This window comes from Desulfofundulus luciae (assembly GCF_030813795.1).
GTDB classification, from domain to species: domain Bacteria; phylum Bacillota; class Desulfotomaculia; order Desulfotomaculales; family Desulfovirgulaceae; genus Desulfofundulus; species Desulfofundulus luciae.
This window is the reverse complement of the sequence record NZ_JAUSUX010000013.1, coordinates 31,009-56,866: the sequence shown is the minus strand read 5'-3', so window position 1 is coordinate 56,866 and position 25,858 is coordinate 31,009. Positions and strand designations below refer to the sequence as shown.

General features: G+C 52.3%; 26 protein-coding genes. All 26 read left to right on the top strand.

What is annotated here, in order from left to right:
• The first annotated feature begins 5 nt into the window (after window positions 1-5).
• The 26 genes from J2Z49_RS09235 to acpS all read left to right on the top strand — a co-directional run bounded on the left by J2Z49_RS09235 (window position 6) and on the right by acpS (window position 25,843).
• Entirely contained in the window at window positions 6-536 is a 531-nt protein-coding gene (locus J2Z49_RS09235; RefSeq protein ID WP_307402354.1) for a YkgJ family cysteine cluster protein, read from the top strand.
• A 260-nt stretch (window positions 537-796) separates the two neighbouring features.
• Window positions 797-1,210, top strand: a complete 414-nt coding sequence (locus tag J2Z49_RS09230; protein WP_072866926.1) for a secondary thiamine-phosphate synthase enzyme YjbQ — start codon at window positions 797-799, stop codon at window positions 1,208-1,210.
• Between the two features lie 112 nt (window positions 1,211-1,322).
• Window positions 1,323-1,571 (top strand): AbrB/MazE/SpoVT family DNA-binding domain-containing protein, encoded by a 249-nt coding sequence (locus tag J2Z49_RS09225; protein WP_013823890.1) that lies wholly within the window; start codon window positions 1,323-1,325, stop codon window positions 1,569-1,571.
• Window positions 1,564-1,998, top strand: coding sequence for a type II toxin-antitoxin system VapC family toxin (locus tag J2Z49_RS09220; RefSeq protein WP_307402350.1), 435 nt, complete (start codon window positions 1,564-1,566; stop codon window positions 1,996-1,998). The genes J2Z49_RS09225 and J2Z49_RS09220 overlap by 8 nt, the downstream gene beginning before the upstream one ends.
• 80 nt (window positions 1,999-2,078) lie before the next feature.
• Entirely contained in the window at window positions 2,079-3,020 is a 942-nt protein-coding gene (locus J2Z49_RS09215; RefSeq protein ID WP_307402349.1) for an EAL domain-containing protein, read from the top strand.
• 341 nt (window positions 3,021-3,361) lie between these two features.
• Window positions 3,362-4,522: a tRNA pseudouridine(13) synthase TruD gene (truD, locus tag J2Z49_RS09210; protein ID WP_307402347.1), complete on the top strand. Its 1,161-nt coding sequence runs from the start codon at window positions 3,362-3,364 to the stop codon at window positions 4,520-4,522.
• Between the two features lie 85 nt (window positions 4,523-4,607).
• On the top strand, window positions 4,608-5,348 hold the full coding sequence (locus J2Z49_RS09205) for a pseudouridine synthase (protein WP_307402346.1): 741 nt from the start codon (window positions 4,608-4,610) through the stop codon (window positions 5,346-5,348).
• Window positions 5,349-5,663: 315 nt separating this feature from the next.
• Window positions 5,664-6,719, top strand: a complete 1,056-nt coding sequence (locus tag J2Z49_RS09200) for a TRAP transporter substrate-binding protein (protein ID WP_307402345.1) — start codon at window positions 5,664-5,666, stop codon at window positions 6,717-6,719.
• A gap of 230 nt (window positions 6,720-6,949) precedes the next feature.
• Window positions 6,950-7,498 carry a TRAP transporter small permease gene (locus J2Z49_RS09195; RefSeq protein ID WP_307402343.1) on the top strand — a complete coding sequence of 183 codons (549 nt, stop codon included), beginning with the start codon at window positions 6,950-6,952 and terminating at the stop codon, window positions 7,496-7,498.
• Window positions 7,495-8,787, top strand: a complete 1,293-nt coding sequence (locus J2Z49_RS09190; RefSeq protein ID WP_307402341.1) for a TRAP transporter large permease — start codon at window positions 7,495-7,497, stop codon at window positions 8,785-8,787. Before J2Z49_RS09195 ends, J2Z49_RS09190 begins: the two co-directional genes overlap by 4 nt.
• A gap of 41 nt (window positions 8,788-8,828) precedes the next feature.
• The gene (iorA, locus tag J2Z49_RS09185; RefSeq protein WP_307402340.1) at window positions 8,829-10,649 is read left to right on the top strand and encodes an indolepyruvate ferredoxin oxidoreductase subunit alpha; all 1,821 of its coding nucleotides are present in this window, start codon (window positions 8,829-8,831) and stop codon (window positions 10,647-10,649) included.
• Window positions 10,639-11,229 (top strand): indolepyruvate oxidoreductase subunit beta, encoded by a 591-nt coding sequence (locus tag J2Z49_RS09180; RefSeq protein ID WP_307402339.1) that lies wholly within the window; start codon window positions 10,639-10,641, stop codon window positions 11,227-11,229. Before iorA ends, J2Z49_RS09180 begins: the two co-directional genes overlap by 11 nt.
• Before the next feature lie 72 nt (window positions 11,230-11,301).
• Window positions 11,302-12,516: a phenylacetate--CoA ligase family protein gene (locus J2Z49_RS09175; protein WP_407650074.1), complete on the top strand. Its 1,215-nt coding sequence runs from the start codon at window positions 11,302-11,304 to the stop codon at window positions 12,514-12,516.
• 211 nt (window positions 12,517-12,727) lie between these two features.
• Complete coding sequence (locus J2Z49_RS09170) at window positions 12,728-14,527, top strand: ATP-binding protein (protein WP_307402337.1); 1,800 nt, start codon at window positions 12,728-12,730, stop codon at window positions 14,525-14,527.
• 35 nt (window positions 14,528-14,562) lie between these two features.
• Window positions 14,563-15,924: a sigma-54-dependent transcriptional regulator gene (locus J2Z49_RS09165; protein WP_307402336.1), complete on the top strand. Its 1,362-nt coding sequence runs from the start codon at window positions 14,563-14,565 to the stop codon at window positions 15,922-15,924.
• A 40-nt stretch (window positions 15,925-15,964) separates the two neighbouring features.
• Entirely contained in the window at window positions 15,965-16,474 is a 510-nt protein-coding gene (locus J2Z49_RS09160) for a CBS domain-containing protein (protein ID WP_307402334.1), read from the top strand.
• A 462-nt stretch (window positions 16,475-16,936) separates the two neighbouring features.
• Window positions 16,937-17,179, top strand: a complete 243-nt coding sequence (locus tag J2Z49_RS09155; RefSeq protein WP_307402333.1) for a hypothetical protein — start codon at window positions 16,937-16,939, stop codon at window positions 17,177-17,179.
• 1 nt (window position 17,180) lies between these two features.
• On the top strand, window positions 17,181-18,353 hold the full coding sequence (locus J2Z49_RS09150) for a sulfite exporter TauE/SafE family protein (protein WP_307402332.1): 1,173 nt from the start codon (window positions 17,181-17,183) through the stop codon (window positions 18,351-18,353).
• Window positions 18,354-18,456: 103 nt separating this feature from the next.
• A complete protein-coding gene (locus J2Z49_RS09145; protein ID WP_307402330.1) occupies window positions 18,457-18,705 on the top strand; it encodes a hypothetical protein in 249 nt (82 codons plus the stop codon).
• A 92-nt stretch (window positions 18,706-18,797) separates the two neighbouring features.
• On the top strand, window positions 18,798-19,463 hold the full coding sequence (locus tag J2Z49_RS09140; RefSeq protein WP_307402329.1) for a hypothetical protein: 666 nt from the start codon (window positions 18,798-18,800) through the stop codon (window positions 19,461-19,463).
• A gap of 24 nt (window positions 19,464-19,487) precedes the next feature.
• Window positions 19,488-19,985, top strand: a complete 498-nt coding sequence (locus J2Z49_RS09135; RefSeq protein WP_307402328.1) for a CBS domain-containing protein — start codon at window positions 19,488-19,490, stop codon at window positions 19,983-19,985.
• A 487-nt stretch (window positions 19,986-20,472) separates the two neighbouring features.
• Window positions 20,473-22,428, top strand: a complete 1,956-nt coding sequence (gene acs / locus J2Z49_RS09130; RefSeq protein WP_307402327.1) for an acetate--CoA ligase — start codon at window positions 20,473-20,475, stop codon at window positions 22,426-22,428.
• A 291-nt stretch (window positions 22,429-22,719) separates the two neighbouring features.
• Window positions 22,720-24,051, top strand: a complete 1,332-nt coding sequence (locus tag J2Z49_RS09125; protein ID WP_307402326.1) for a histidine kinase — start codon at window positions 22,720-22,722, stop codon at window positions 24,049-24,051.
• Window positions 24,023-24,811, top strand: coding sequence for a LytR/AlgR family response regulator transcription factor (locus tag J2Z49_RS09120; protein ID WP_307402325.1), 789 nt, complete (start codon window positions 24,023-24,025; stop codon window positions 24,809-24,811). The genes J2Z49_RS09125 and J2Z49_RS09120 overlap by 29 nt, the downstream gene beginning before the upstream one ends.
• A gap of 147 nt (window positions 24,812-24,958) precedes the next feature.
• Window positions 24,959-25,342, top strand: coding sequence for a hypothetical protein (locus tag J2Z49_RS09115; protein WP_307402324.1), 384 nt, complete (start codon window positions 24,959-24,961; stop codon window positions 25,340-25,342).
• 99 nt (window positions 25,343-25,441) lie between these two features.
• On the top strand, window positions 25,442-25,843 hold the full coding sequence (gene acpS, locus J2Z49_RS09110; protein ID WP_307402323.1) for a holo-ACP synthase: 402 nt from the start codon (window positions 25,442-25,444) through the stop codon (window positions 25,841-25,843).
• Window positions 25,844-25,858: the final 15 nt, after the last annotated feature.

The following is a 25,858-nucleotide window of genomic DNA, read 5'->3' as shown; positions in this document are numbered from 1 at the left end:
CAATTATGGTTATTGAAATTGCGCCGGAAAAGCTTAAATTAATAGCCGCGCAGAAAGAAGATGAAAACTGGGAATTCCGTTCCTTTTTAAAGACCAGGATTGCGGGTGAAGAAGTGGATTCCCTGGTGCACAGGTTGTATAAAGATATTTCCTCGCAGGTTGACTGCAAACAGTGCGCCAACTGTTGCCGGGAATGCAGTCCAGTTCTGCACGATAAAGATATCACGAGGTTATCTCAAGGGACGGGTATTCCGGTTTCCGAATTTATAGAGAAATACTTGAAAAAAGTTGAAAACGACTATGTTTTCAACCAGAAACCCTGCCCGTTTCTAAAGGACAATCTGTGTACGCAATATTCATACCGTCCCGGTGATTGCAGGAGTTATCCTCACTTGCACAAAAAGGGTTTTGTTTTCCGGTTAATTAGGGTAATTGATAATTATGCCGTCTGTCCAATTGTATTTCATGTTTACGAGGAACTGAAGAAAGAGTTGGGCTGGAAGAAAAGGACCAGACCCGGAAGAATGCCGACGTAAGGTTAACGCCAGCACCCTGTCAGCCCTAAAATTGTAAAGCGTGACAATCCTTGTAACGGGCGTGGAACACAAAACAGGCCTCTGATCAGGAAAGAGCATCTGCGGGAAAAAAATTGATTGTTCATCGGAGGTGTGTCATGCTTACCAAACTTCTCGCCAGCACTGGCATTGGTTCTTTGTCCCCATTTCCACATTGGATGCCACCTTTAATTTCCCGTTTAATTTGCGGAACAAAAAAATTTCCTTAGGGAGCTGTTACAATGAAGTCTTACACCGAGTACCTCTGGTTCAACACTGCCCGCCGGAGGGAGTACATCAATATAACCTCTCAGGTGGAGGAGGCGGTAAAAAAGTCCGGTATTAAGGAGGGGCTGGTGCTGGTCTCGGCCATGCACATTACCGCCGGGGTCTATGTCAATGATGCCGAGGAGGGGATTATCCAGGACATAGACAATATGCTGGAGAAGCTGGCCCCCTTTGGTCCGGATTACCTGCACCACCGCACCGGGGAGGACAACGGCGACGCCCATTTGAAGAGCATCCTGGTCCACCACCAGGTGATCCTCCCGGTGACCGGCGGAAGACTTGACCTGGGCCCCTGGCAGCAGGTTTATTATGCTGAATTCGATGGCCGCCGGCGGAAAAGGGTCATTATTAAAGTGCTGGGGGAATAACCAACCTGGATCTACAACATAAGATGTGGGTTTACTTTCAGGTTTTGGATGCATTCTGTCTTGTAATAGGAATATACGTCTTGTATACTGTAAGAAATGGGAGGTGTGTTGTTTGAGCACAAGAAATATCATTAAAACCACTGTCAGTCACCGTTACCAGACCGTTATTCCAGCCGGGATTAGGGAACGCTATAATATCCGGGAAGGGACGCGCATAGCCTGGATCGACCAGGGCGGGGAGATAAAAATAATTCCTTTGCCAGCTGAACCGGGTAAACTTTTCCGGGGTGCTGGAAAGGGAAAGGATTTGCTCGGTTTACTGATGAAGTACCGGGAAAAGGAACGGAAAGTAAATGAGTGACATCAAAAAATACGTGCTGGACACCAGTGCCCTGTTGACCTATTACCAGGATGAAGCAGGAGCTGACCTGATCGAAGAGGTATTTGTACAAGCTTCCTCAGGTAAGGCAATTGTTTATATTTCGTTCATGAGTATTTTTGAGATTGCTTATCTGGTCATGTCCAGGGAGAATCTGGATGAGGCAACAAAACTGGTTCTCCAGCTAAGGGAATTGCCACTGGAAGAAGTCTGGCCTGACGAGGAGTTGCTCTGGTTGGCCGCACAAATAAAAGCAAAGGGCGGGTTAAGCGTGGCTGATGCTTTTATTGCTGGCCTGGCAAGGAAAAAAGCTGCTACGCTGGTGCACCGGGATCCGGAATTCAGCAGAGTTGATCTGGAAATTGATCAGTTGATGCTTCCGGCTAAAAATATCCCGAATTCTCAATAACCAGTTCGGATAAAAATTGGGCTGAAATCCTCTGGCAATGCTCAACATAGTTTTTTAAGCAGAGCGGCAGGAATACACGATTGTTTTTAAACATCCAGCCGCAGTGGCTTTGCCCTTTCATGGGCCAGGAGCGAAAATTTCCCACCCTGGAATATCTTGAAGAATTTGGTATTAGTGCTGGCCAGATTGTGGTGGAAATAAGCGAAACAGAATTCTGTGCAGACATCGAAAGCCTTTCCATGCTGGTTGCCAGGTATCGCGAAGCCGGTTGCCGGATTGCCGTTGATGACGTTGGCCGCGGTTTCAACAACCTGGAGAGAATTATTGCTACTCGTCCGGATTTTTTGAAGGTGGATACCCTGCTGGTCAGGAAGAGCATGCAGGAAGAGTCGGCCCGTTACTTGCTGGAAGCCCTGGGTTATTTTGCAGAAAAATCGGGGGTGAGCCTGATTCTTGAAGGAATTGAAGATGCAGAGTTGTTGCGGTTAGGGCTGGAAATCGGCGCACGTTACTACCAGGGCTTATTTTTGGCTCCCCCGGCACCTCGTTTGGCCGAAACTGCTGGCCTCGCGGAGATCTTGAAACGAGAAGTCGAAGGTTATGTGCGTGATGAAATTCAGTGGCGTAACAGACGATGGCGGGAGGCCGAAGAACTAGATAAGCTTCTGAAAAACCTTTGCTTTTCTGGCACTACTCAAAACCTCGATGAATACATAGGTAGGTTAATGCATTGCCTGCCCGGATATTGTTTTCGTATCTATGTATGTGACGGTTATGGCTATCAAAAAACGCCCAACTTCACCCGCAATCCGTGTGGCGGGTGGACCGTTTCCGGTGAATATCTCAACCGTAACTGGAGTTGGCGCCCATACTTTCCTCGTGGTATCACTTTTGCCAGACAGCTGGGCAAAGGAATTGCTTCCGAACCCTATTTCGACCTGGAAACCCGTCTAAAGATATGGACATTTTGTTATTTCCTGGCTGACGATCTGTACCTGTTTATTGACAGCCGGGTGAATTAAAAAAGATTTCAGCTAGAAAGGTTAAAAATACCTGGATGGTGCGGGACACGCCCGGCCTTCCAGTTTTTTGTGGGGGAGCCAGTCCCATTGTCCCGCAAGGAGGCATCCATGTCCAGGCCCTGCTTGATGTAAAAAGGCAACAGAAAGCCGGCCCGGCTGGGACAACTGCCTGAAGCACGTTCCGGGGCCGGCTGAAAAAAGACCATGATCATCACAATCTATTCCTCGGTACCCGTAATATGGGAACCGGTTCCCAACCATCCGGTCAACCCATATTATTCCTAAACTGGAATCTGGGGTTGTCCGGTGGTTCTACTGCTATGATACGAGGAGTAAAGACGATGAAATTAAAGGTGATCCCCGGGGATTTCGTGGTGAGGGAATTGGCCCGGCTGCCTCTCCGGGAAAAAGGACCCTACCGGCTGTACCTTTTAGAAAAGAAGGGATGGAATACAATCGACCTTTTGCTCCAGCTTGCAAAGGCACATGGCCTTCCCTACCGCCTTTTTGCTTACGGGGGATTAAAGGACAGGCACGCCCATACCTTTCAGTACGTCACGGTTAAGCATCCCGCTAATTTAACCACCGGGGACAAAAACTTTTTCTTCCAGAGCATTGGCTATATGGACAGGCCCATGGGGCCCGATCTTCTGGAGGGAAACGAGTTTGCCATCACCATCCGCGCCCTCAGCCCGGAAGAGGTATCCCGCATCACCCGCCGGGTTGATGAGGTCAGGGGTTTTGGCTACCCCAATTACTATGATGACCAGCGTTTTGGCAGCATGGACCGCCAGATGGGCTTCATGGCCGAGAGATTGCTGAAAAAGCACTATAACGGCAGCCTGCAGATCTACCTTACCGGTATTTACCCGGAAGAAAAAAAAGAGACCAAGGAACGAAAGCGCTTTTTCCGCGAACACTGGGGGGATTGGGCGACCTGCCTTTCCCGTGCCAAAACCACCATGGAAAATAGGATATTTTCCCTGCTCGCAGAGAAACCAAGGGCCTACATAGAGGCCTTGCAGATGATCCCCAGGGAAGAACTTTCGCTTCTTTTTTCGGCCTACCAGAGTTTTCTCTTTAACGAACTTTTAAGAAGGATTTTGCAGGATCTCGGGCTTGATCTTGCGGCTGTCTCCGGCGTGGCCGGACCCTATCTTTTTTACCGGCGCCTGGAAAGAAAAGAGCTTACCTATTTGAAGCCACTTTTCCTGCCGCTGGCTGCCAGCCGCATGGATTTTCCCGATGCCCGCACCGAACAACTATTTGCGGCCATCCTGGAGGAAAGAGGTATCAAGCGCAGCAGTTTCAACCTCCGCAAGGTGCGGCAGGCCTTTTTTAAATCGACTCCCAGGAATGCCGTCGTTTTCCCATGCGATTTTCGTTTGGAGCCGGCGGAACCCGATGACCTTTACCCCGGCAGGCAAAAAATCCGTCTTTTCTTTAAGCTGCCGCGGGGGAGCTACGGGACAATGCTCATCAAGAGGCTGACCATGCCTTGAACAATGATAATTACCCCTGTAATAGCCGGGATGGTATGCCCGGCTGAATAGGGCGCAGGTAAAGAATAGCGGTGGGGTGAGAAAAATGGCGGAAAAAGTGCGGCAGCGCCTGGATAAAGTGCTGGCACACATGGGGTTTGGCACGCGTAAAGAGATTAAAAAGCTGGTTAAAGAAAAAAGAGTCAGGGTCAACGGAGAGCTGGCCAATGACCCGGGATTACACGTTTTGCCCGGCCGTGATCACATTGAGGTGGACGGCGAACCCGTAGAATATAGACAGCACATCTATTTAATGCTAAATAAGCCGCAAGGTGTCCTGTCCGCCACTGAAGATAGATTTGCAAAAGTAGTAGTCGACCTTCTCCCACCTGAGTATCGTGTATTACATCTGTTCCCTGTAGGGCGGTTGGACAAAGATGCAGAGGGATTGCTTTTACTTACCAATGACGGCAAACTGGCCCATCAACTCCTGTCACCCAAAAAACATGTGCCCAAAACGTATTTTGCCGTGGTAAGCGGGATGGTTACAGAAACAGATGTGGAAGCATTTCGTCATGGGGTAATCTTGAATGACGGCTACCGTACCATGCCCGGCAAGTTAAAGATTCTTCGCTCCGGGCCGGAATCGGAGGTTGAACTCACCATTTATGAAGGAAAGTATCATCAGGTAAAGCGCATGTTTGAAGCTGTAGGCAAGAAAGTGACCTATCTTAAGCGGATTGCCATGGGACCCTTAATGCTGGATGAACCATTGAAGCCCGGAGAGTACCGTGAATTGACGGAAGAGGAAATTAGCAGGCTGCGGGAATTAAACCCGGCAAGATAGGGCCGCTTGGCGCTCATTCGCCTGGCTCCGCAAATAATAAAATTTTCTTGACATGTTCTTTCCTGGCGTGATAGCATTTTGCCAGGCAGGGTGCCGGAGGGTGCCCTGAGGTTTAACAAGCTAATAGAATAGAGTTGAGCTGAGGTGAGCTGAGATGAGTGGGTTGGGTTGATTGAACCAACACTCATCTATTTGAGTGTTGGTTTTTAATTTTCGCGAGGGGTGATTGAGGTTACGGTTAGTACGGTTAGTTATTAAGGCGTGGAGGTACCCACAAAAGGCCAACAAAAGAGCTTAGCTGAGGAGGGTTAGACTTTGAGGAAGAGTTTGTTAGGCGTTATTGCGGTTTTATTGCTGGCTGGCCTGGTGGTTACGGGCTGCAGCGGGGGTGCTGCAAAAGAGGGTAAAAAGCAAGAAGAATCCGGGGCCGCAAAGCCAATCGTCTTGAAATATGCTTTCTTTGCTCCCGCCAATACTTTCCCCGCCAGGCAAATGGAGAAGTGGAAGGAAGAACTGGAGAAGCGGACCAATAACAAGGTCAAGGTTGAGTTGTTCCCCGGGGGAACCCTGCTGACTGCCCAAAACATGTATGACGGGGTAAAGAATGGTGTGGCGGACATCGGTTTGTCCTGCCCGACCTACGAACCCGGCCGTTTCCCGCTGCTGGCCATTTCAGACTTGCCTTCCGGTTTCCCCAACTCCAGGGTAGCCAGCCGGGTGGTCTTCGATCTGATTAAGGAGTTTCCGCCCGACGCCTTTAAAGATTTTAAGATTATCACTGCTTTTGCTACTGAGCCTGCCCACCTGATGGTCACGAAGCCGGTCACCAACCTGCAGGACCTGAAAGGGAAACAAATTAGAATATCCGGAGCCCTTACCCCGGTCTTAAAGGAATTGGGCGCTTCCCCTGTGGGGATGCCCATGTCGGAGGTCCCGGAAGCTCTCCAAACAGGTATTATTGAGGGGCTGGTGAGTTCGCGGGAAGTCCTGATGGATTTGAAACTGGCGGAGAAACTCAAGTATACGACCGATTACCCCCTGACCATCACCAGCTTTGTGGCGGTGATGAATAAAGATGTCTGGAACTCCCTGCCGCCTGACGTGCAAAAGGTGATTGATGACTTGAGCCTCGAGATGGCCATTTGGACCGGCGAATACATGGATAACCACGTCAAGGAAGCCCTGGAATGGAGTAAAAAGGAACACGGCCTGCAAATAATCACCCTTTCCCCGGAGGAGAAGGCGGCCTGGGACAAAATCCTCAAACCCATCCAGGATAAATACGTTGAGGAATTGAAGGCAAAGGGCCTGCCTGCCGAGGAATACAAGAAGAGGCTCTATGAATTGAAGGAGAAGTACAGCAAGCAGTAATTCGTATTCAGCAAAACCGTAATGACGTGGATGCGGCGCGCATCTTACGCGAAGCACTGGAGTGAGCGAGGACCCAGCACTCACCGGGATACTGGCTCTTCCCAAAACCGGATGTGTCAGTTAAACCTGAAACACCGGGAGCAAAGTCATATTTGAGTGAGTGCTGGGCCGCATCCAATCGGGTTCGCTGAGCATTTACATGCGGGCTTGGTGAGGTGAACGTTTTGGGGTTGCTGGAAAAACAGGTGATGCATAAAAGGGCGGTAGCCGGCCTGCCCCGTAAGGTGGGGGCTCTTGACCGTTTAAACAGTCTGAGCCTCGTGCTCAATCAAGGGCTCGCCTGGCTGGCCGGCGGCAGTTTACTGTTGATGGTGCTGGTGGTCGTCGGTAATGCCATCCTGCGCGTGGTTTATGCGCCGTTTCCCGGTACCACGGAAATTGTCGGCTGGCTGGCGGCCGTTACTGGGGCTTTCGGGCTGGGTTATACCCAGGTTAACCGGGGCTACGTCGAGCTGGATGCCCTGGTTGAGCGGTTTTCTCCTGGTTTGCAGAAGGCCATCAGGCGTCTCATGCTTTTCATCAGCATGATCTTTTTTGCCCTGGTTGCATGGCAGATCACCGTTTACGGCCTGAATGTGGCTAAAAACGGCAACCTGTCGGAAACCATGGGGATACCCTTTTACCCCCTGATATTCCTGGTTTCGCTGGGTTTTGTGGGATTGACCCTGGCCATATTCGTTGATTTTCTCAAGGAGTTTAACGGGGGTGTCACCAGGTGAGTCCTGTCACCCTGGCCCTCATCGGTCTGGTTGTATTGTTTTTATTGATGTTTCTCCGGATGCCGATCAGTTTCTCCATGTTAATAGTGGGATTCCTGGGGTTGCTGGTGGTGGCGTCACCCAAGGCAGCCTTCAACGTTTTAACCGCAGATCTTTGGAATCAATTCTCCAGCTATACCATGAGTGTGATCCCTTTGTACATCCTGATGGGAGAAATTGTTTTCCGTACCGGGGTGAACGAGAGCCTTTTTAACGCCGCTTACAAATGGCTGGGACGGTTAAAAGGCGGCATGGCGGCCACCGTTGTCCTGGCCAGCACCGGATTTGCGGCCATCTGCGGTTCCAATTCGGCCACTGCCGCCGCCATGGGGACCATGGCTCTGCCTGAACTGAAAAAGTACAGGTACGATCAGACCTTCAGCGCAGCCACGGTGGCTGCCGGAGGAACCCTGGGCGTGATTATTCCTCCCAGTACGGTGCTGATTGTCATTGCTTTGCAAACCGAACAGTCCGTACGGCAGTTGTTCGTGGCCAGCGTGATTCCCGGCCTGCTCCTGGCGCTCTTGTTTCTGGGAACGGTATTCTTCCTTTGCCAGAGAAATCCCGAGCTTGGCCCGGACGGGCCCCGGGTGAGCCTGAAAGAGAAATTGTCCTCTTTACCCGGGTTTGTTCCTTCGCTTCTCCTGTTTGCCTTTGTGATTGGCGGGCTTTTTCTCGGCTGGTTCACCCCCACGGAGTCCGGGGCCTTCGGGGCTTTTGGCGCCATGCTGATTTCCCTCGCCATGCGTAAGCTGAATGCGGAGAACCTGAAAGCGGCGCTATTCGGTACCCTGAAATCGTCAACCATGGTGATCACGCTGGTGATCGGAGCGATGGTTTTCGGCCGTTTTCTGGCCATCACCCGGCTTCCCTACGAGGTAGCCAGCTGGGCCAGTTCCCTGCAGGTGCCGCCGGTACTGATTCTCGTGGCGATCCTGCTGGTGTATCTCATCGGTGGGGCCTTAATGGATGCCCTGGGGTTTTTGATCATATCCATCCCCATTTTTTACCCGACGGTAATTTCTTTGGGTTACGATCCCATCTGGTTTGCGGTGGTACTCTGCATTGTTACCAGCGCCGGGGCCATCACGCCGCCGGTAGGCGTGACGGTATTTGTGGTGAAAGGATTGTCGCCGGAAGTACCACTGATGTCAATTTTCAAAGGGGCATCTGTTTTCCTCATCAGTTACGCCGTCTTGCTCTCTTTGTTGGTGGCTTTCCCACAGATCATCACCTCCGTGGTTAGATAAAGATTGCTCAATCAGTTCACGCTACTGAAGGAGGCCTGTTCATGGCAGTCGCTGAAAAAATGCTCCTGATGGGTAATGAGGCTATTGCCAGGGGAGCGGTGGAAGCGGGGGTGCAGGTGGTTACGGGTTACCCCGGCACCCCTTCCTCGGAGGTTTTTGGGACGCTGGCTCATTTCGCCAAAGAATACGGTTATTACGCCGAGTGGTCCGTCAACGAAAAGGTGGCCCTGGAAGTGGCGGCCGGGGCGGCCTATGCCGGGGCCCGGGCTCTGGTAACCATGAAACAGGTTGGCCTCAATGTGGCGGCGGACCCCCTGATGACGCTGGCCTATATCGGTGTCAAAGGCGGCCTGGTCCTGGTAGTGGCGGATGACCCGGGGCCCCACAGCTCCCAGAACGAGCAGGATACCAGGAAATTTGCCCAGTTCGCCAAACTGCCCGTCCTTGATCCGTCCACTCCCCAGGAAGCCAAGGATATGACGGTGGCGGCCTTTGATCTATCCGAACAACTGGGCCTGCCTGTGATCCTCCGGCCCACCACCAGGACCTGCCACGTCTGCCAGGATGTCACCCTCGGCCCTCTGCCGGCAACCAGGAATGAATGCAGGTTTGACAAGAACCCGGGATGGGTAATCCTTCCCGGCCTTGCCTACAAAAAGCATATCTGGCTCAACCAGAAGCAAAAGGAGATAAGCCGGCTGTTCAGCAGCATGCCTTTTAACAGGGCCGAAATTAAAGGCAAAACCGGGATTATTACTTCCGGCGTGAGCTACAACTACGTGGTGGAAGCCCTGGAAATGCAGGGCTGGGAGGCATCCCTCCTTAAAATAGGGACTCCCTACCCCCTCCCTGAAGATCTGGTTTTAGAATTCCTGTCCCGGGTGGAACGGGTGCTGGTGGTTGAAGAACAGGAACCCGTGGTGGAAGACCAGGTGATCCACCTGGCCTGGCGGCACAACCTGCCGGTCGGTGTGGCGGGCAAACACAACGGGCTGGTGCCCCGGGAAGGGGAGCTGGATGTTGACAGGGTAACTGCCATCCTCTATAAGTATTTCGGTTTTGTGGGGATGGAGCAGGCTGCTGCAGGTAATACGGTGCGCCGCGCTCCTGATTTGCCTTTGAGGACCCCCGTCCTTTGCGCGGGATGTCCCCACCGGGCGGTTTTCTATGGTTTTAAGGAGGCCTTAAAGGATTACGACCCGGTTTTTACCGGAGATATTGGGTGCTATACCCTGGGGGTTATTCCACCCCTCAACGCCCTCGATACCTGCCTTTGCATGGGTGCGAGCGTCACCATCGCTTCCGGCCTTTCCCGCGTGGAACAGGGGCGCAAGCACGTGGCCTTTTTGGGAGACTCCACCTTTTTCCACACGGGGGTGGCGGGCTTGATTAACGCTGTTTACAACCGTGCCGGCATCACCCTGGTGATCCTGGACAACGGTACCACCGCCATGACAGGTCACCAGCCCCACCCGGGAATTGGAAGGAATGCCACCGGCGACCCGGCCCGGAGAATAGACATTGCCGGGCTGGTCAGGGGGTGCGGCGTGGATTACATCCGCGAGGTTGACGCTTACAACCTCCAGGAGGTTATGCAGGCCGCCAGGGAAGCCGTGGAGTATGAAGGCCCTTCCGTGGTTATCGCCAGGCGGGAATGTGTAGCCCTGGCCAAGCCCGGGGTGCGCTACCGGGTAAATACCGGCGCCTGCATCGAGTGCATGTTGTGCGTGGAAAACCTTGGCTGCCCGGCTTTATGCAGGGAGGAAAAGGTGGTCATCTCCGAAAAGTGCACCGGATGCGGCGTTTGCGCCCAGGTTTGCCCGGCTGGTGCCATCGAAGAGGTGAGCCGGCATGAAGTTTGACATGGTTATTACCGGAGTGGGTGGGCAGGGAACAGTCCTGGCCTCCCGCATCGTTGCCAGGGCTGCCATGGACGCCGGGTGGCAGGTCAGGACTTCCGAAACCATTGGGATGGCCCAGCGGGAAGGCTGCGTGGTAAGCCATGTCCGGGTAGGGGAAAATCTCGCAGGCGCCCTGATCCCGGACGGCAGGGCCGATGTCTTGCTGGGTTTTGAACTGGCGGAGGCGGCCAGGGCTCTGGCCAAGCTCAAGGCCGGTGGTAAGGCCATTGTTAATGAAGACGTCATTGTACCAACGTCGGTATCAGCGGGTTTGTCCCGGTACCGGGTTCAGGATATCCGGGAGTACCTGGAGAAGGAACTCCCGGGAGTGTGCTTTCTCAGGGCTTCGGAGGTGGCCAGGGAGGCGGGAAATAGTAAAACCGCCAATGTGGTGATGCTGGGGGCGCTCTCGACTCTCCCCGGCCTTCCCTTCAGCCCGGAGGGGTTGCTGGAAGCGGTACTGAAGACTGTGCCGTCACAGTTTAGAGAGACTAACCGGAAGGCTTTTGAAATGGGCCGCCGGGCCATGGGGGTGTGTTGAATGGCTTTAGAAGCTGCAGATCTTGCCAGGGGTCAATTCGATTTCGAGAGCTTGTATGTGTTGCAGGGATCAATGCTCCGGGAAATGATCCAGCGGGTGTACCAGAACTCCCCTTTCTATCGCAAAAAGCTGGACGAAGCAGGGGTGGACCCCGGATCCATCAAAACTGTTGCCGATCTTGCGCGGGTACCTTTCACCGACAAGCACGAACTGCGCGACGCCTATCCCCTGGGACTGATGGCCGTCCCTGAGAAACAGGTGGTCCGCATACATTCCTCCTCCGGCACTACAGGCAAGCCGATTATTGTGCCTTACACCAAAAAAGACGTGGATATCTGGGCCGAAATGATGGCCCGCTCCCTGGCCATGACAGGGGTAAACAACCGGGACAGGGTGCAGATTACTCCCGGCTACGGTCTGTGGACGGCGGGTATCGGTTTTCAGGCCGGCGTTGAACGGCTGGGTGCCATGGCCATACCCACCGGTCCCGGGAATACGGAAAAGCAAATGGAAATGATGATCGACCTGAAGACCTCTGTTTTGATTGGCACCTCCTCTTACGGCCTCCTGCTGGCTGAAGAGGCTTATAAAAGAGGAATCCTGGATCAAATCAAGCTCCGCCTGGGCATCTTCGGTTCGGAACGCTGGGGCGATAAAATGCGCCGCCGCATTGAAGAAATCTTCAATATTGAAACCTTTGACATCTATGGACTCACCGAGATCTACGGCCCGGGAATTGCCATTGATTGTCCCTGCCACAGCGGTCTCCATTACTGGTCCGACCACCTCCTTTTCGAAATCATTGACCCCGTGTCGGGTAGGCAGCTTCCCCCCGGGGAGGAGGGAGAACTGGTCATCACCACCTTGACCAAGGAAGGTATGCCCCTGCTCAGGTACCGCACCCATGACATCACCCGTTTACTGCCCCACAGGTGTCCTTGTGGAAGCGAGTATCCCATGATCGACCGGATTCTCGGCCGGACCGACGACATGATCAAGATTAAGGGGGTGAATATCTACCCGGGCCAGGTTGACCATGTCCTCAAGGTGACGGAAGGGGCCGGCAGTGAGTATCAAATAATCTTGACCAGGATCGAAGGCAAGGATCACATGCTGATCAAAATAGAAGGGGAAGAGGGAAAAGACCCCCAGAGAGTCGCCGGGGATTTCAAGCGTAACATGAAATCCAGGATTGGCATTACTGCCGACGTGGAAGTGGTTGCGCCGGGCACCTTACCCAGAAGCGAGAAGAAAAGCAAAAGGGTTTTTGACTACCGGGACATGTAAATTAACTCAGAAAACTGGCTGGTCCATAGCACCATCGCCTTAACCGGCAACATTACAGGTGTTGCCGGTCTTTTTTTTACAACGCTTTATTTTATATTTACGTAATTACTGGGAAGTTTTGCACTTCCAAAACCGTTTTATCTGGTATTACAATTAAAATAAAAAAGCAATAAGAATAAAAAGTATCTGCCGTTATTAAGAGGTGATATCATTGCGTAAATTTTTTTTCGGCAACCGGATATTATTTCTGGTAACCCTGTTGCTGATATTACCTGTTCTCCTTACCGTCTATATGATTCATATTATCAAAAACAGCGAGCTTTCCCTTCTGGAACACCAGAAGGCGGAGCTCAATCAAGCCGCTTACCTGCTTGATCAAAACCTGACTGTCAGTCTGGATGACTACCTGACTGAACATGGTCTTACTAATAAGACGCCCCAGGAAAAGACTGTTACCCTGGGAAGCTTTGTTGATAGCAAAATTAACGATGTCAAGCGCGAGTATCCCAACGTGCATTTGGGATTGTATTATGCGCCGCTGGACGTATTCTTTGACGGCACAGGCCGTTTTGATGTCAACTTTTCCCTGCGCCGTAAAAAGGCTTTTGAAGAAACCATGACCCGAAGGACCAGCCTGGTACAAAATCTGGGTCCGGAAGAGGGCGGAATTGTGGAAATTTACCGGCCGTTTACGCGCAACGGGAAGGTAGAAGGTGTAATTCGATCCGCTGAATACCTCTCGGAAGTTGGTTTTTACGGTAAAAGGCGTCATATCGAAATGATTGCCTATTCAACTATTGCTATTGTGGTGCTGACGGGTTTTGGAGGGGCCATATATATATTCCGTGACCTGGTGTTGCAGGTGCGGTTCATCAAGCAGGGATTAAAGACTCTGGAAGAAGACCTCTCCCAAACCATGCCTCCGGCTCAGGGTGAGCTTGGCGAGATCGTGGAAGGGATTAACGGTTTTGCCCGTCGCATTGCCGAGTTGAACCTGTACACCGAGACCATGCTGGCCGTAATTGATGAAGCCATCGTGGTAGTCAATGCCGGGGGTGAGGTGGTGCTGGCCAATAACCTGGCACGGGAACTTTTCGCCCTGCCCGAAGGGTATAAAGGCCATGTGTTCAACGAGCTTTTTTCAAAAACCTCACCCCTGATAGATTGCCTGCAACGGACATTAAAAGAAGAAAAAGCGTTTCGCGATCTGATGCTAAACTGGGGCAACGGCCAAAAAAATTCCCGTCAATTGCTGTTAAGCATTTTGCCTTTAAAAACTGCTTCCGGTCAGCTTCTGGGTGCCGTGATCAATTGCCGGGACCTGACCGAACGCATGCGCCTGGAGGAAAAAGTGCGGCGTCAGGAACGTCTTGCCGCCTTAGGGAAGTTAGTTACCGGTGTCGCCCACGAGATCCGCAACCCGTTGACTTCCATTAGTTGCTATATCCAGCACTGGTTACAGAATAACAGGCCGAATGCTCAGGCGCTGGCAACAATTCAGCGTGAGATTGCCCGCCTGGATTATATTGTGGAACAGTTGTTATACTTTACTAAACCCGCAGAGGCCCGGCTGGTACAGCGCGATCTAAATGTTTTGATTCGCGAATTGACTGAATTCTTCCAGGAGATGCACCACGGCAAATATAACCTGCTGCTCGACCTGAGTACCGACCTGCCGCCGGTCTGGATGGACGCTGAGCAAATGGAAAGGGTAGTGGTCAATATAATCTTTAACGCCATCCAGGCTATGCCCGAAGGTGGTACCATATCCATTACCACCGCTTACCTGCCCGACCGGCAGCAGGTGGCCATGACTATTGCCGATACCGGGTGCGGCATACCCAAAGAGAACCTGGCCCACCTTTTTGACCCTTTTTATTCCACCAGGCCGAAGGGGACAGGTCTGGGGCTGGCCATTGCCTATGAGATCGTGCAGGCCCATGGCGGGCAGATAGAAGTGGAGAGCGAAGTGGGCAAGGGAACCAGGTTCACCGTCTATCTCAGGGCATAGCAGGGAAGGAAAGTGTTTGCTTCGAGGTGAGAGTGATGGAAGACTTGATTTTAATTGTCGACGATGAAGAGAGTGTACGGCAAAGCCTTAAAGACATTCTTACGGACCACGGTTATCGTGTGGAGACGGCACGGGACGGCCGGGAAGGGTTGGAAAAAATAACCGCGCTTGATCCGGCGGCCGTATTACTGGATATCCGCATGCCCGAAGTAGACGGAATCAAGGTGCTGGAGCTGGTGCGCTTAAAGGGGCAGAACACGCCCATTATATTGATCACGGCTTACGGTTCTACTCAAAGTACCATCGAAGCCATGAAACTGGGCGCTTTCGACTACCTTTTAAAGCCCCTCCAGATTAACGACCTTATCGAGACGGTTAAAAAAGCCACAGAAATAAAGCGGTTGATGCAAAAAACCTCGCCCCCGCCCGATAAGGAAATGACCGGTCCCGGTGAGATCATGATTGGGTTATCCCCGGGGATGCAAAAGGTCTATAAGGCTATCGGGCGGGTGGCCAATTCCAATGCCACGGTGCTCATACGAGGCGAAAGCGGTACGGGTAAAGAGCTGGTGGCCAGGGCGATACATTACAACAGTGTCCGGCGGGATAAGCCGTTCATTAAAATCAACTGTGCCTCCATACCCGACAACCTCCTGGAGAGTGAGCTGTTCGGTTATGAAAAGGGAGCTTTCACCGGGGCTGTAACATCAAAACCCGGCAAATTTGAACTGGCCCAGCGCGGAACGATTTTTTTAGATGAAATCGGGGAAATGTCCTTAAGCCTCCAGGCCAAGCTGCTCCGCGTCATCCAGGAGCGGGAATTTGAACGCCTGGGAGGCACCGAAACCATTAAGGTAGACGTGCGGATTATTGCCGCCACCAATAAGGATCTGGAAAAGTGTATTGCCGAGGGCACGTTCCGGGAGGACCTGTTTTATCGCTTGAACGTGGTGGATATCTACCTGCCGCCTTTGAGGGAGCGCAAGGATGACATTCCCGTGCTGGTCGAACATATGATTAAACTCTACAACGCCGAGTACAAAAAGCAGGTAACCGGGTTTACTGACCAGGCCATGAAACTGCTGCTGGAATATGACTGGCCGGGCAACGTGCGGGAACTGAAAAATGTTTGTGAGCGGGCCGTATTGATGTCTACCGGCCCCCTGCTAACGGTGGAGGATCTGCCCCGCAACATCCGCAAAAGTTCCCGCCGCCTGCACTGGTTAAAAGGTTTGAGCGGGGATTCCTTTAAAGAAATGATCGCCGAAGTGGAGCGGGAGATCATCCTGCAGGCTCTGGAAGAACACAACTGGAACCGTTCTGCAGCCGCCCAGGCGCTGAAAATGAACCGGAGTTCCCTTTATCTTAAAATGAAGGAACTGGGCATTATCGACTAGGCCTGTTTTCTGTGCGCAAATTGTTATGGAGGGGTATGCCATGCTCTCGCTGAAGGCGCGGGAAATTATGATTCCCATTGAACAGTTTACCACCATCACCGCAGATGCCACCCTTCATGAAGGCATCCAGGCTTTGAGGCAATCTTTCCACCGTGAAGGCAGGCCCTGGCACGGTCATCGTATCCTGATCGTACTGGACGAGAATGGAAACCTGGAGGGTATTTTGACCCTCCGCGGTATTTTAACAGCAGTCGGCCTATATGAGTTACTCAGGGATCCCCTGTTTAAATCCGAGTCCTGGAGCTGGTACTTTTTAAGAAAATTAAGGGAAGGGTCTCGCATGCGCGTACGGGACATCATGCGACCTGTTCCGGTGGCCACAGTACAGGCTGATGATGAACTTCTGGACATTGTTCGTGCTTTTTTAAGGCATAACGTTAATTCTTTGCCCGTTTTAGACCGTGGGCGCTTGCTGGGCGTCGTGCGCACCGTTGATGTCTTCAAGGTATTGAGCGATTACTACCTGGAGTTGGAAGAGGAGAATAGCTGAAATTTTTTTGGGGGGGTTCAGGTCATTGTGAAAAAACTCAATTACACATTTTCTATGGGACTGCTGAAAAATTCAACATTACAAGCCGGAATGAATTGAAAGGTCAGGCGGCCTGAGCCGGGAGTTAACAGGTTAAAACAGTTTGGTTATGATGACCGTGTTGAAAAAATAATCAGTTGACCACTATTTCAACAATAAGCAAAAATTTGGTGTATCCAGGAGGCCTTAAAATACGGCCTTTTTTTTGTGAACAACGGCACAGCATTTGCACCTTTGATCACAAAAAAATTAAAAGCCGGTTAAGAGAGTGGGGAGGTGAGGCATTACAATCCCATTTTGAGGGGCAGAACTATCGCAGGGACAGGGATAAGATAAGAATGGAATGTGCACGAAGAAGGATCCTGGGTGAGAAATTCAGGAAAATTATTACAAAACAGCAAATCCCGGCAGGGGGAGATAATAATGAAAAAAAGTAACCAGATCAGGCCTGTCAGGCAGGCAATATTATGGGGAATAATCTCCCTGGTGGCATATCTGGCATTATTTTTAAACCAGGAATTCGTTACTCACTATTTTGCTCAAGGAGGTGTTTTTGCGATAGCCGTTGTCCTTACAGCCATGGCTTTCTCTTTCATTCACGGTGCGTTTGCCAGTTATCTCCTGGAAACTCTGGGTATCCGGCCCCTGAAGAAAGGAGTGCATTGAAATGGAGCGCCGTAAAAAAATAATGCGCTGGAGCCTGGTTGCCCTCGGCACATTGTTTTTGCTTTCCATCCCCTCCCTGGGTGAAGCAGCCGGGGAAGCGCTGGGCCCGGGCGACGTGGTTAAGCAGTTTATCCACCTCGACGCGCTGGGGGCATTTTACCTGATCATCCTGGGCTTTCTCGGCGGGCTGATCAGCGGTTTTATTGGCTCCGGGGGGGCATTCGTTCTGACTCCCGGCATGATGAGCCTGGGTGCACCGGCAGCCATCGCGGTAGCCAGCAATATGTGCCACAAGTTTCCCAAGTCAATGGTGGGAGCGTACAAGCGTTATAAATACGGCCAGTTGGATTTAAAGCTGGGACTGTTTATGGCCATATCGGCTGTAATAGGCGTTCAGGTAGGGATCTATGTTCAAAAGTTTATTTTTGCGAAATGGGGTGCGGCCGGTTCAAACCTTTACGTAAGTGTAGCATTTGTAACGATTTTGACCATCGTTGGCCTGTATATGCTTTTTGATGCCAGAAAGGCAATTCGGGCAAAAAGTGAAGATACCACTTCCAGATTGGCGGAAAGGATTAAAAGACTTTCCATCCCCCCGATGATCAATTTTAATGTAGCCAATACAAGGGTTTCTTTCTGGATTATCGTTCCGCTGGGGCTTGCCACCGGCATGCTGGCTGCAACGATTGCGGTGGGAGGTTTCATTGGTGTTCCGGGTATGATCTATGTACTGGGCGTGCCGCCCATTATGGCCAGTGCCACGGAGCTGGTGGTCGCCTTCTTGATGGGGTTGACCGGTACGGTAACTTGGGCTTTAAGTGGTTTTGTTGATATAAGGATGGTTCTGCTCATGCTGGCCGGTTCCTTAATAGGTGTGCAGTTGGGTGCTGTGGGCACCACCTACGTCAAGGAATACATGATTAAGCTGGTTATGGCTACTATAATGCTAATTGTCTCCATCAGCAGGGGGATAGCCATTCCAACCTACCTGCATCAGCTGGGTATTTTGCAACTCGACCAGGGTACTATAAAGCTGCTAAATAATACGAGTTTTATCATCATGTGTTTTGCCCTGGCCACAGGTGGCGTGATTGTCCTGGGCAACATGTGGAAGAGAAAGAGAGAACTCGAGGCCCAGGATACAGTTGTAGCGGTGGGTCTTAATAAAACTTAATTATTCCCGGGAGTCTGAACAAAAGCGCCCTGCTTGTGGTTGTATTCTCAATCGTTTTTTCTTTTTCACGATATATTACCCCTGGCTAAGGAGAGGATTGACCATGCAGGAGGGCAGGGTATACTTCTTGCAAGAGGGTTGCTCCGGTAAAGAAGCGTTAGCGGCCCGCCGGGGCAGGCCGTCTCCGGACCACGATCCTTCACTGCTGGAATACCTGGAGCAGGCGTTCACCCGGATCGAATTGTACCGGGCCGAAAACCACGCAGAAAAAGAAGGCGGTTTACCGCTGGTTATTATACTTGCAGCCGCTCTATCAGCTTGCCTGCTGCTGGCGCTCAATATGCCGCTGTAGGGTGGAAAAGGCTTGCCAGAGGCAATATGAAGCCGGAGGGGAGGGTAGGGCTCCCCTTCCTGTGTTACCGGAAGGATAAGGAGGGGGAAAATTTGACTGATCGCGAATTTATCCTGTCTTTTAGCAGGTTCAAGCGTGAATTTCTTCAGCAATCGGGTCTGGAGAAGGGCCAGTTAGGGGTTTTAGAAATGTTTGAAAAGTGGCTGCAGATGCGGGATAATGATAAACATGAGGAAAATATTCCGGCCTCAGGAACGTATTTTAACATAATTAAAGATTGGAGGGTTCTTCTGGAAGATATCTGCCGGCGGGTAGAAAAGTACCTTATGAAACGGGGAATAGTGATTAAATGCCTGTCTGCAGCGCACTGGGGGCAGGCAAAAGGTTCAGCCCTGTGCCTGGTGCTGCCCAACCGGCAGGATATTTTCTACCGCCTGTGCCGTACGCAGCCCCGGAAAGGGCCTTATTCCGGGCAGAAGATCATTAAGGGTGAACTGGTATTGGATGGTCACAAGCACAGCCTTTTTTTGCCGCTTCTCCACTACCAGGCCGAAATGGAACGTCGCCTGGGGTTTCGCCTGGAACGGGAATCTGCCCGTGTTGAAGAATCTGGTAAGTATCGCTTCAAAATATGCTTTCCCTTGAACAAGGAGCGCATATTAACATATGATTGTGACGAAATCGCGCGCCTGCTGACCGAATTTATTTTCGTCACCCAAGAATATATTGAAAAGATCAATGCGGCCAAGACCGGGTAACCCTGGGGGAGGTGTGCAGGTCCCATGCCCCTGCGGCTGAAGGTGCGGGAAATTATGGTTCCGGCCGAAGAATTCCCGGCACTGCGCGAAGATGCGGACGTAGTTTCGGCCTTTAGATTATTCCGGGATTACTTCTGCCGTAAAGATGGCACGTGGATTGGCTTTCAATCGGCACTGGTTTACAATAGCCGGGAACGCGCCGTTGGTATCCTTACCCTGCGGGGGTTGTTAAGGGCCCTGCAGCTCCAGGCCCTCCTGGAGGATTTGTTGAAAGGTGATCCGGTGGGTCTTTTTTTCCTGCCCCCACGTTGGAACAAGCAATTTATCACAGTGAAAGAAGTTATGCGCCCTGTTGAAACAGCCTGCATTAATGAGGATGCAGCTTTGTGGGAGGCTGCACTGTTAATGTTGAAGAAGAAGGTCAACTCTGTACCGGTAATGGCCGGGGATAACTTATGTGGCGTAGTGCGGACCATTGACCTGTTCTGGCTTATCGGTGAAATCCTGGAGGATATGGCCTGAAAATGTATGCTTGCCGGCTGCCGTTTGAATAAGATGGCTTTTGGGGGGATTTAACGCCACCGTCCATTCATCCATCCATCCAGGCGGGCATTGCCGGCAGACTCGCTTTTTGCTGTCAACATGGGCCGCCGAACGGATGGAAGAGCACGGTGAATGTTTGTTCATTTGATTGGGAAACTGGCACGCTAAAAACATTTTTCCACTCTGCCCTGGAGTTCCGGGGCAGAGTGTTTATTTTTGCCCGCCAACGGTGAACGCTGCACCCGGGGTTCGCATTTTACCATTTACATTGTTTAAAAACACGCTGGGGCTATAATTTGGGCAATTGGACATAAAATTCTTAAAATTCGCCCTGCCGTGGTGTAAAATTCTTAGGTAGAGTGAAGGCCACATTGGCGCTGGCTCAAGACGGGGGTGATGCGAAGATTTCAGTTCAGGTGGGGAGAACTGGCATTTTCATAAAAAAGAAAAAGGAGGTCCTGTTTTTATGGCCAATGAAGATAAGGTCCTTGAGGCGTTGTTAAAGGAAGAGCGGGCATTTCCGCCGCCGGCATATTTTGTCGAGGAGGCGTTGGTGAAAGATACCTCCCTTTATGAAGAGGCAAAGAAAGATCGCGAGGCTTTCTGGGCCAGGCAGGCCGAAAACATAGACTGGTTCCAGAAGTGGGACAAAGTGCTGGATACCAGCAACGCTCCCTTCTTCAAGTGGTTTGTAAACGGGAAATTAAACGTTTCCTATAACTGCATCGACCGCCACCTGAAAACCTGGCGACGAACCAAGGCGGCCATCGTCTGGGAAGGGGAACCCGGGGACGACCGGGTGCTCACCTACCAGGATCTGTACCGGGAAGTAACCAAATGCGCCAATGTGCTCAAGGAGTTGGGGGTCCGGCGGGGGGACCGGGTGACCATTTACCTGCCGATGATTCCCGAACTGCCCATTGCCATGCTGGCCTGCGCCCGCATAGGTGCTCCCCACAGCGTTGTGTTTGGCGGTTTCAGCTCCGAGTCTTTGCGTGACCGCATTAACGACTGCCAGGCCAAGCTGGTCATTACCGCCGACGGCGGCTGGCGCCGGGGCGGCATTGTACCCTTAAAGAAGAACTGTGACGATGCGCTGGCCGAATGCCCCAGTGTGGAAAAGGTGCTCGTGGTTAAACGCACCTGCCAGGACGTTAATATTGTCCAGGGGCGTGATTTCTGGTGGCATGAAATGATGGCCAGGGCACCCATCGGCTGCGAGCCGGAGCACATGGATGCCGAGGATATGTTGTACATCCTTTATACCAGCGGCACCACCGGCAAGCCCAAGGGTGTGGTGCACACCACCGGCGGCTACCTGGTTGGGGTTTCCGCCACCCACCGGATGATCTTTGATATTAAGGACGATGACATTTACTGGTGCACTGCCGACATCGGCTGGGTGACCGGCCACTCCTATATCGTGTACGGGCCCCTGGCCAACGGCTGTACCACGGTAATGTACGAGGGCAGCCCGGACTGGCCGGAAAGGGACCGCTTCTGGGCTATTGTGGAAAAGTATCGCGTCAACATCCTGTACACCGCCCCCACGGCCATCCGGGCGTTCATGAAGTGGGGTACCGAGTGGCCCGCCAGGCGCGACCTCTCCAGCCTGCGCCTTTTGGGCACGGTGGGCGAGCCCATTAACCCCGAGGCGTGGATGTGGTACTACAAGTACATCGGCAACGAGCGCTGCCCCATTGTGGACACCTGGTGGCAGACGGAAACCGGCATGATTCTGATTTCACCGCTGCCCGGTGTTACCACCTTAAAGCCAGGTTCCGCTACCATACCCTTCCCCGGTGTGGAGGCCGCCGTGGTGGATAATACAGGCAAGGATGTACCCCTGGGCAGTGGCGGCTACCTGGTCCTCAAGTCTCCCTGGCCGGCCATGCTACGCACCATTTACGGCGATCCCGACCGTTACGTGGCTCAGTACTGGAGCCGGTTTGAGAATATGTACTTTACCGGTGACGGGGCCAGGTGGGATGAGGACGGTTACTTCTGGATCATGGGCCGGGTGGACGACGTAATTAACGTCAGCGGTCACCGCCTGGGGACCATGGAAATTGAGAGCGCCCTGGTGGATCACCCGGCAGTGGCCGAGGCTGCCGTTATCGGTAAGGCCCACGAGGTAAAAGGCCAGGCCGTAAGTGCCTTCGTTACCCTGAAGGAAGGAATCCAGGGTACGCCTCAACTGATTGAAGAATTGAAAGCCCACGTGGTCAGGAAGATCGGCGCCCTGGCCCGCCCGGAGGATATTTTCTTCACCGCTGAACTGCCCAAGACCCGCAGTGGTAAGATCATGCGGCGCCTGCTGCGGGACATTGCCGAGGGGCGGGTGCTGGGTGACACCACCACCCTGGCTGATCCTGCAGTAGTGGCTAAAATCAAGGAGCAGTACGAATCACAGGAAAACTAGAGGCAATTTGTGCCTGCCGGGCGGCGGTTGTGCCAGCGCTTCCGCCTGCGGGGGCGGTTCGAATCACAGGCATTACCTCCGCCCGCCGTCCGGCGGGTCCATTATTTTTTTGTAATAAAGGCGGGCATTTGCAGTGCCTGTCTTTTTTCCGGCTCGCAGGCCGGTTTTTTTTTACGTATGAAGGAATAGACATTTTGACGTTGAATTAATATAATAGAGTTAAGCAATTAATAAAATTTTTGTGTAGAATGTTATGAATTTTTAAAAAAGAGTTATAAGGAGGGGAGGGTCGTGCAGAAGAAACTGGCCGTGGGGGTAATTGCCCGCTGGTTGCCGATCAATTTTTTAGCCACCGGTTTTGTGCTTTTATGGGATCCCCTGGCGTGGAAGCTGGTGCTGGCCATGGTCTGTGTCAATGCCGTGGCTGCCTTTTGGGTCAGTGACTATATCCAGCAGCAAAAGATAATTAACCTAAAGAGCGAACAGCATCCCCTGGATTCCACCCTCCAGATTGCCAGCGAAACACTGCCCTATTTGCGCCGGGGGTTAAACGAAGAGACGGCGGCAAAAACAGCGGAGATCATTCAAAAAATCAGCGACGTGGCGGCTGTGGCCATCACTGACCGGGAGAAAGTCCTGGCTTACATCGGTGCCGGGTCCGACCACCACCAGCCCGGGGGGGCCATCATGACCGACGCCACCCGGGAGGTGCTGGCCACGGGCGAGCTAAAGGTGGTCCGTAGCGGCCGGGATCTACAGTGTCCCGTGCCTCACTGTCCTTTGGAATCGGCGGTAATTTCCCCTCTTAAGTGTAAAGAGGAAATTGTGGGAACCATTAAGCTTTACCGGACGCAGCCGGGGGAAATCCCCCAGAACCTGGTTAAGCTGGCCGAAGGTCTGGCCCAGTTGCTGGGTATGCAGATGGAACTGGCGGAACTGGACCGGCAGGCCCAGCTGGTGACCAAGGCGGAGCTGGATGCCCTTCATGCCCAGATAAACCCGCATTTTCTATTCAATACCCTCAACACGATCATTATGTTCAGCCGTACAAACCCGGAAACGGCACGGCGCCTGCTTATCCGCCTGGCCTCCTTTTTCCGCCACGCCTTAAAGCGCCACGGCCACTTCAATACCTTGAGGGAAGAAATTGAATACCTGAATACTTACCTCATTCTGGAAAAGGCCCGTTTTCGTGAAAAGTTGCGGGTAGTCAGGAATATTGACCGGGAACTGCTGGACTACCAGGTACCGGTACTGACCATCCAGCCTTTAGTGGAAAATGCCATTAAACACGGGATTCTCCCCAAGCCGGGACAGGGTACGGTGCAAATTACGGCCCAGCGGTTGGATGAGGATATGCTGATTGTGATTAGAGATGACGGGGTGGGTATACCCCAGGAAAGGTTGCCCGAAGTGCTCCGGCCCGGGGTCGGTTCGGGCAACGGTGTAGGCCTCAGTAATGTGCATGAGCGGTTAAAGAGCCTTTTTGGCAAAGATTATGGCCTGCGCATTATCAGTGCACCCAATGCCGGAACATCGGTTTATGTGCGGGTACCTTTATTGTGCAAACTGGGGCAAGGGGAGGGGAACTTGGGTGAAGTTAAAGGCGCTCATAGTAGATGATGAATATCCGGCCCGGCAGGAATTGCGTTACGCCTTGAGCAGTTTTGATAATATTGAAATTGTAGGAGAGGCCACCAATGCCCAGGAGGCCATGACTCTGATCAAGGCTCTGGACTACCAGGTTCTTTTTTTAGACATTTCCATGCCCGGGATGAGCGGCCTTGAGCTGGGGGCCGTTATCCAGGAACTGCCCAGGCAACCGCAGGTAATTTTCGTGACCGCTTACGATGAATATGCGGTGCGGGCCTTTGAGGTCAATGCGGTGGACTACCTTTTGAAGCCGGTAGATCAGGCCCGGTTAAAAAAGGCCGTGGACAAAGTGCTGAAAAAATACCAGGAAGTTGCTCCAGCTGACACTGCGGCAGCGCTGGAAGAGGGTCTGGTTACGCCTGCCGTCCGGGGGGGTAATGGGGCGGGTCAGTTTAAAATCGACCGCATCCCCGCGGAAAAGCAGGGCAAGACGGTGCTGGTCGCCGAGTCGGATATTGTGTACGCCTTTACGGAGCAGGATTATATTTATATTAAAACTTACGCCGATAAGTTTTTTACCCGTTTCACCTTAAAAGAACTGGAGGCCCGCTTAAACCCGAACATGTTTTTCCGCACCCACCGCTGCTATATAGTAAACCTCCACAAGGTAAAGGAAATTGTGCCCTTCTTCAACGGCACTTACAACCTGGTGGTTGACGACAAGGAAAACAGCGAGGTGCCGGTGAGCCGGGCCCAGGCGAAAAAGCTGCGCAAGATCTTGGGTTTCTGAACGAGCTGTGAATCTGCAATCAAAGGAAACGGCATGGCTAACTTGGTCGTGCCGTTTTTTTGTTCAACTGCCTGCAGGTCGTGGGGCGTATAAACAAGTGTCCTTTTGTGAAAACTATGCTGAAGGACTACTGGCAGGAAGTTGTTCTTGAGTAGAAACCTGGCATGGATGGTGATTTTGATGCAGGCTGTCTGGGATATGTTAAGCGATCAAAAGATCTGGAATTTGCTGGGCGACGTGCAGCGCCCCCTGGATGAGGACATTATTCGTTTAATGTTCATTGAGCTTTTCAGCCGGGTAAAGGTTATGGAAGAGGAGAATCTCGCCTTGCGCGTTTTGCTGATGGAGCAGGGCCTGGTGGATGAGGAGCTTTACGCCCTTACCCGGCGGGCGGTGCGGGAATTTCTTAAAGAAAAAGATGACCAGCGGGCAGCAGAAAGCGAGTTCTTTGCCCGGGCGGGGATTCCTTTCCCCGAATGGGTGAACTTTAAGCTCCGGGGAACCTTCAGAAACAACGGCGAAGGGGTTTGATGGCAGGGTTTCACAACTTAAGGGAGAATTATCTTAGAAGCAAAGACCGGTATTTCCCGGGCAAAACTTCAGGGAACTCTAACCAGACGGGAGAGAAAAATGGAGCGCGATACGCGAGGCAGTATCTGCGGCATTGGTTCCGACCTGGTTTCCGTGGGCAGGATCAGGCAGGCGGTAGTGAAATTTGGGGAACGCTTTATAACCAGGGTTTTTACCGGCCGGGAGCGCCGGTACTGTGCGGCCCGCCGGGATCCCTATCCCTGTTATGCAGCCCGTTTTGCCGCCAAGGAAGCGGTGTTAAAGGCCCTGGGCACCGGCTTGACTGCGGGCTGTAGCTGGCAGGACGTGGAAGTAATTCCCGGCAGGCAAGGTGTCCCCCGGGTGGAGTTGTACGGCCGGGCCGCCCTGCTTGCCCGGGAGCGGGGGATTAAAAAGTTTCTTATCACCCTCTCCCACGATGGTTCGTACGCCGTAGCCTTTGCTGTGGCCCTTGGTGATTAACTGATTGAGCGAGGT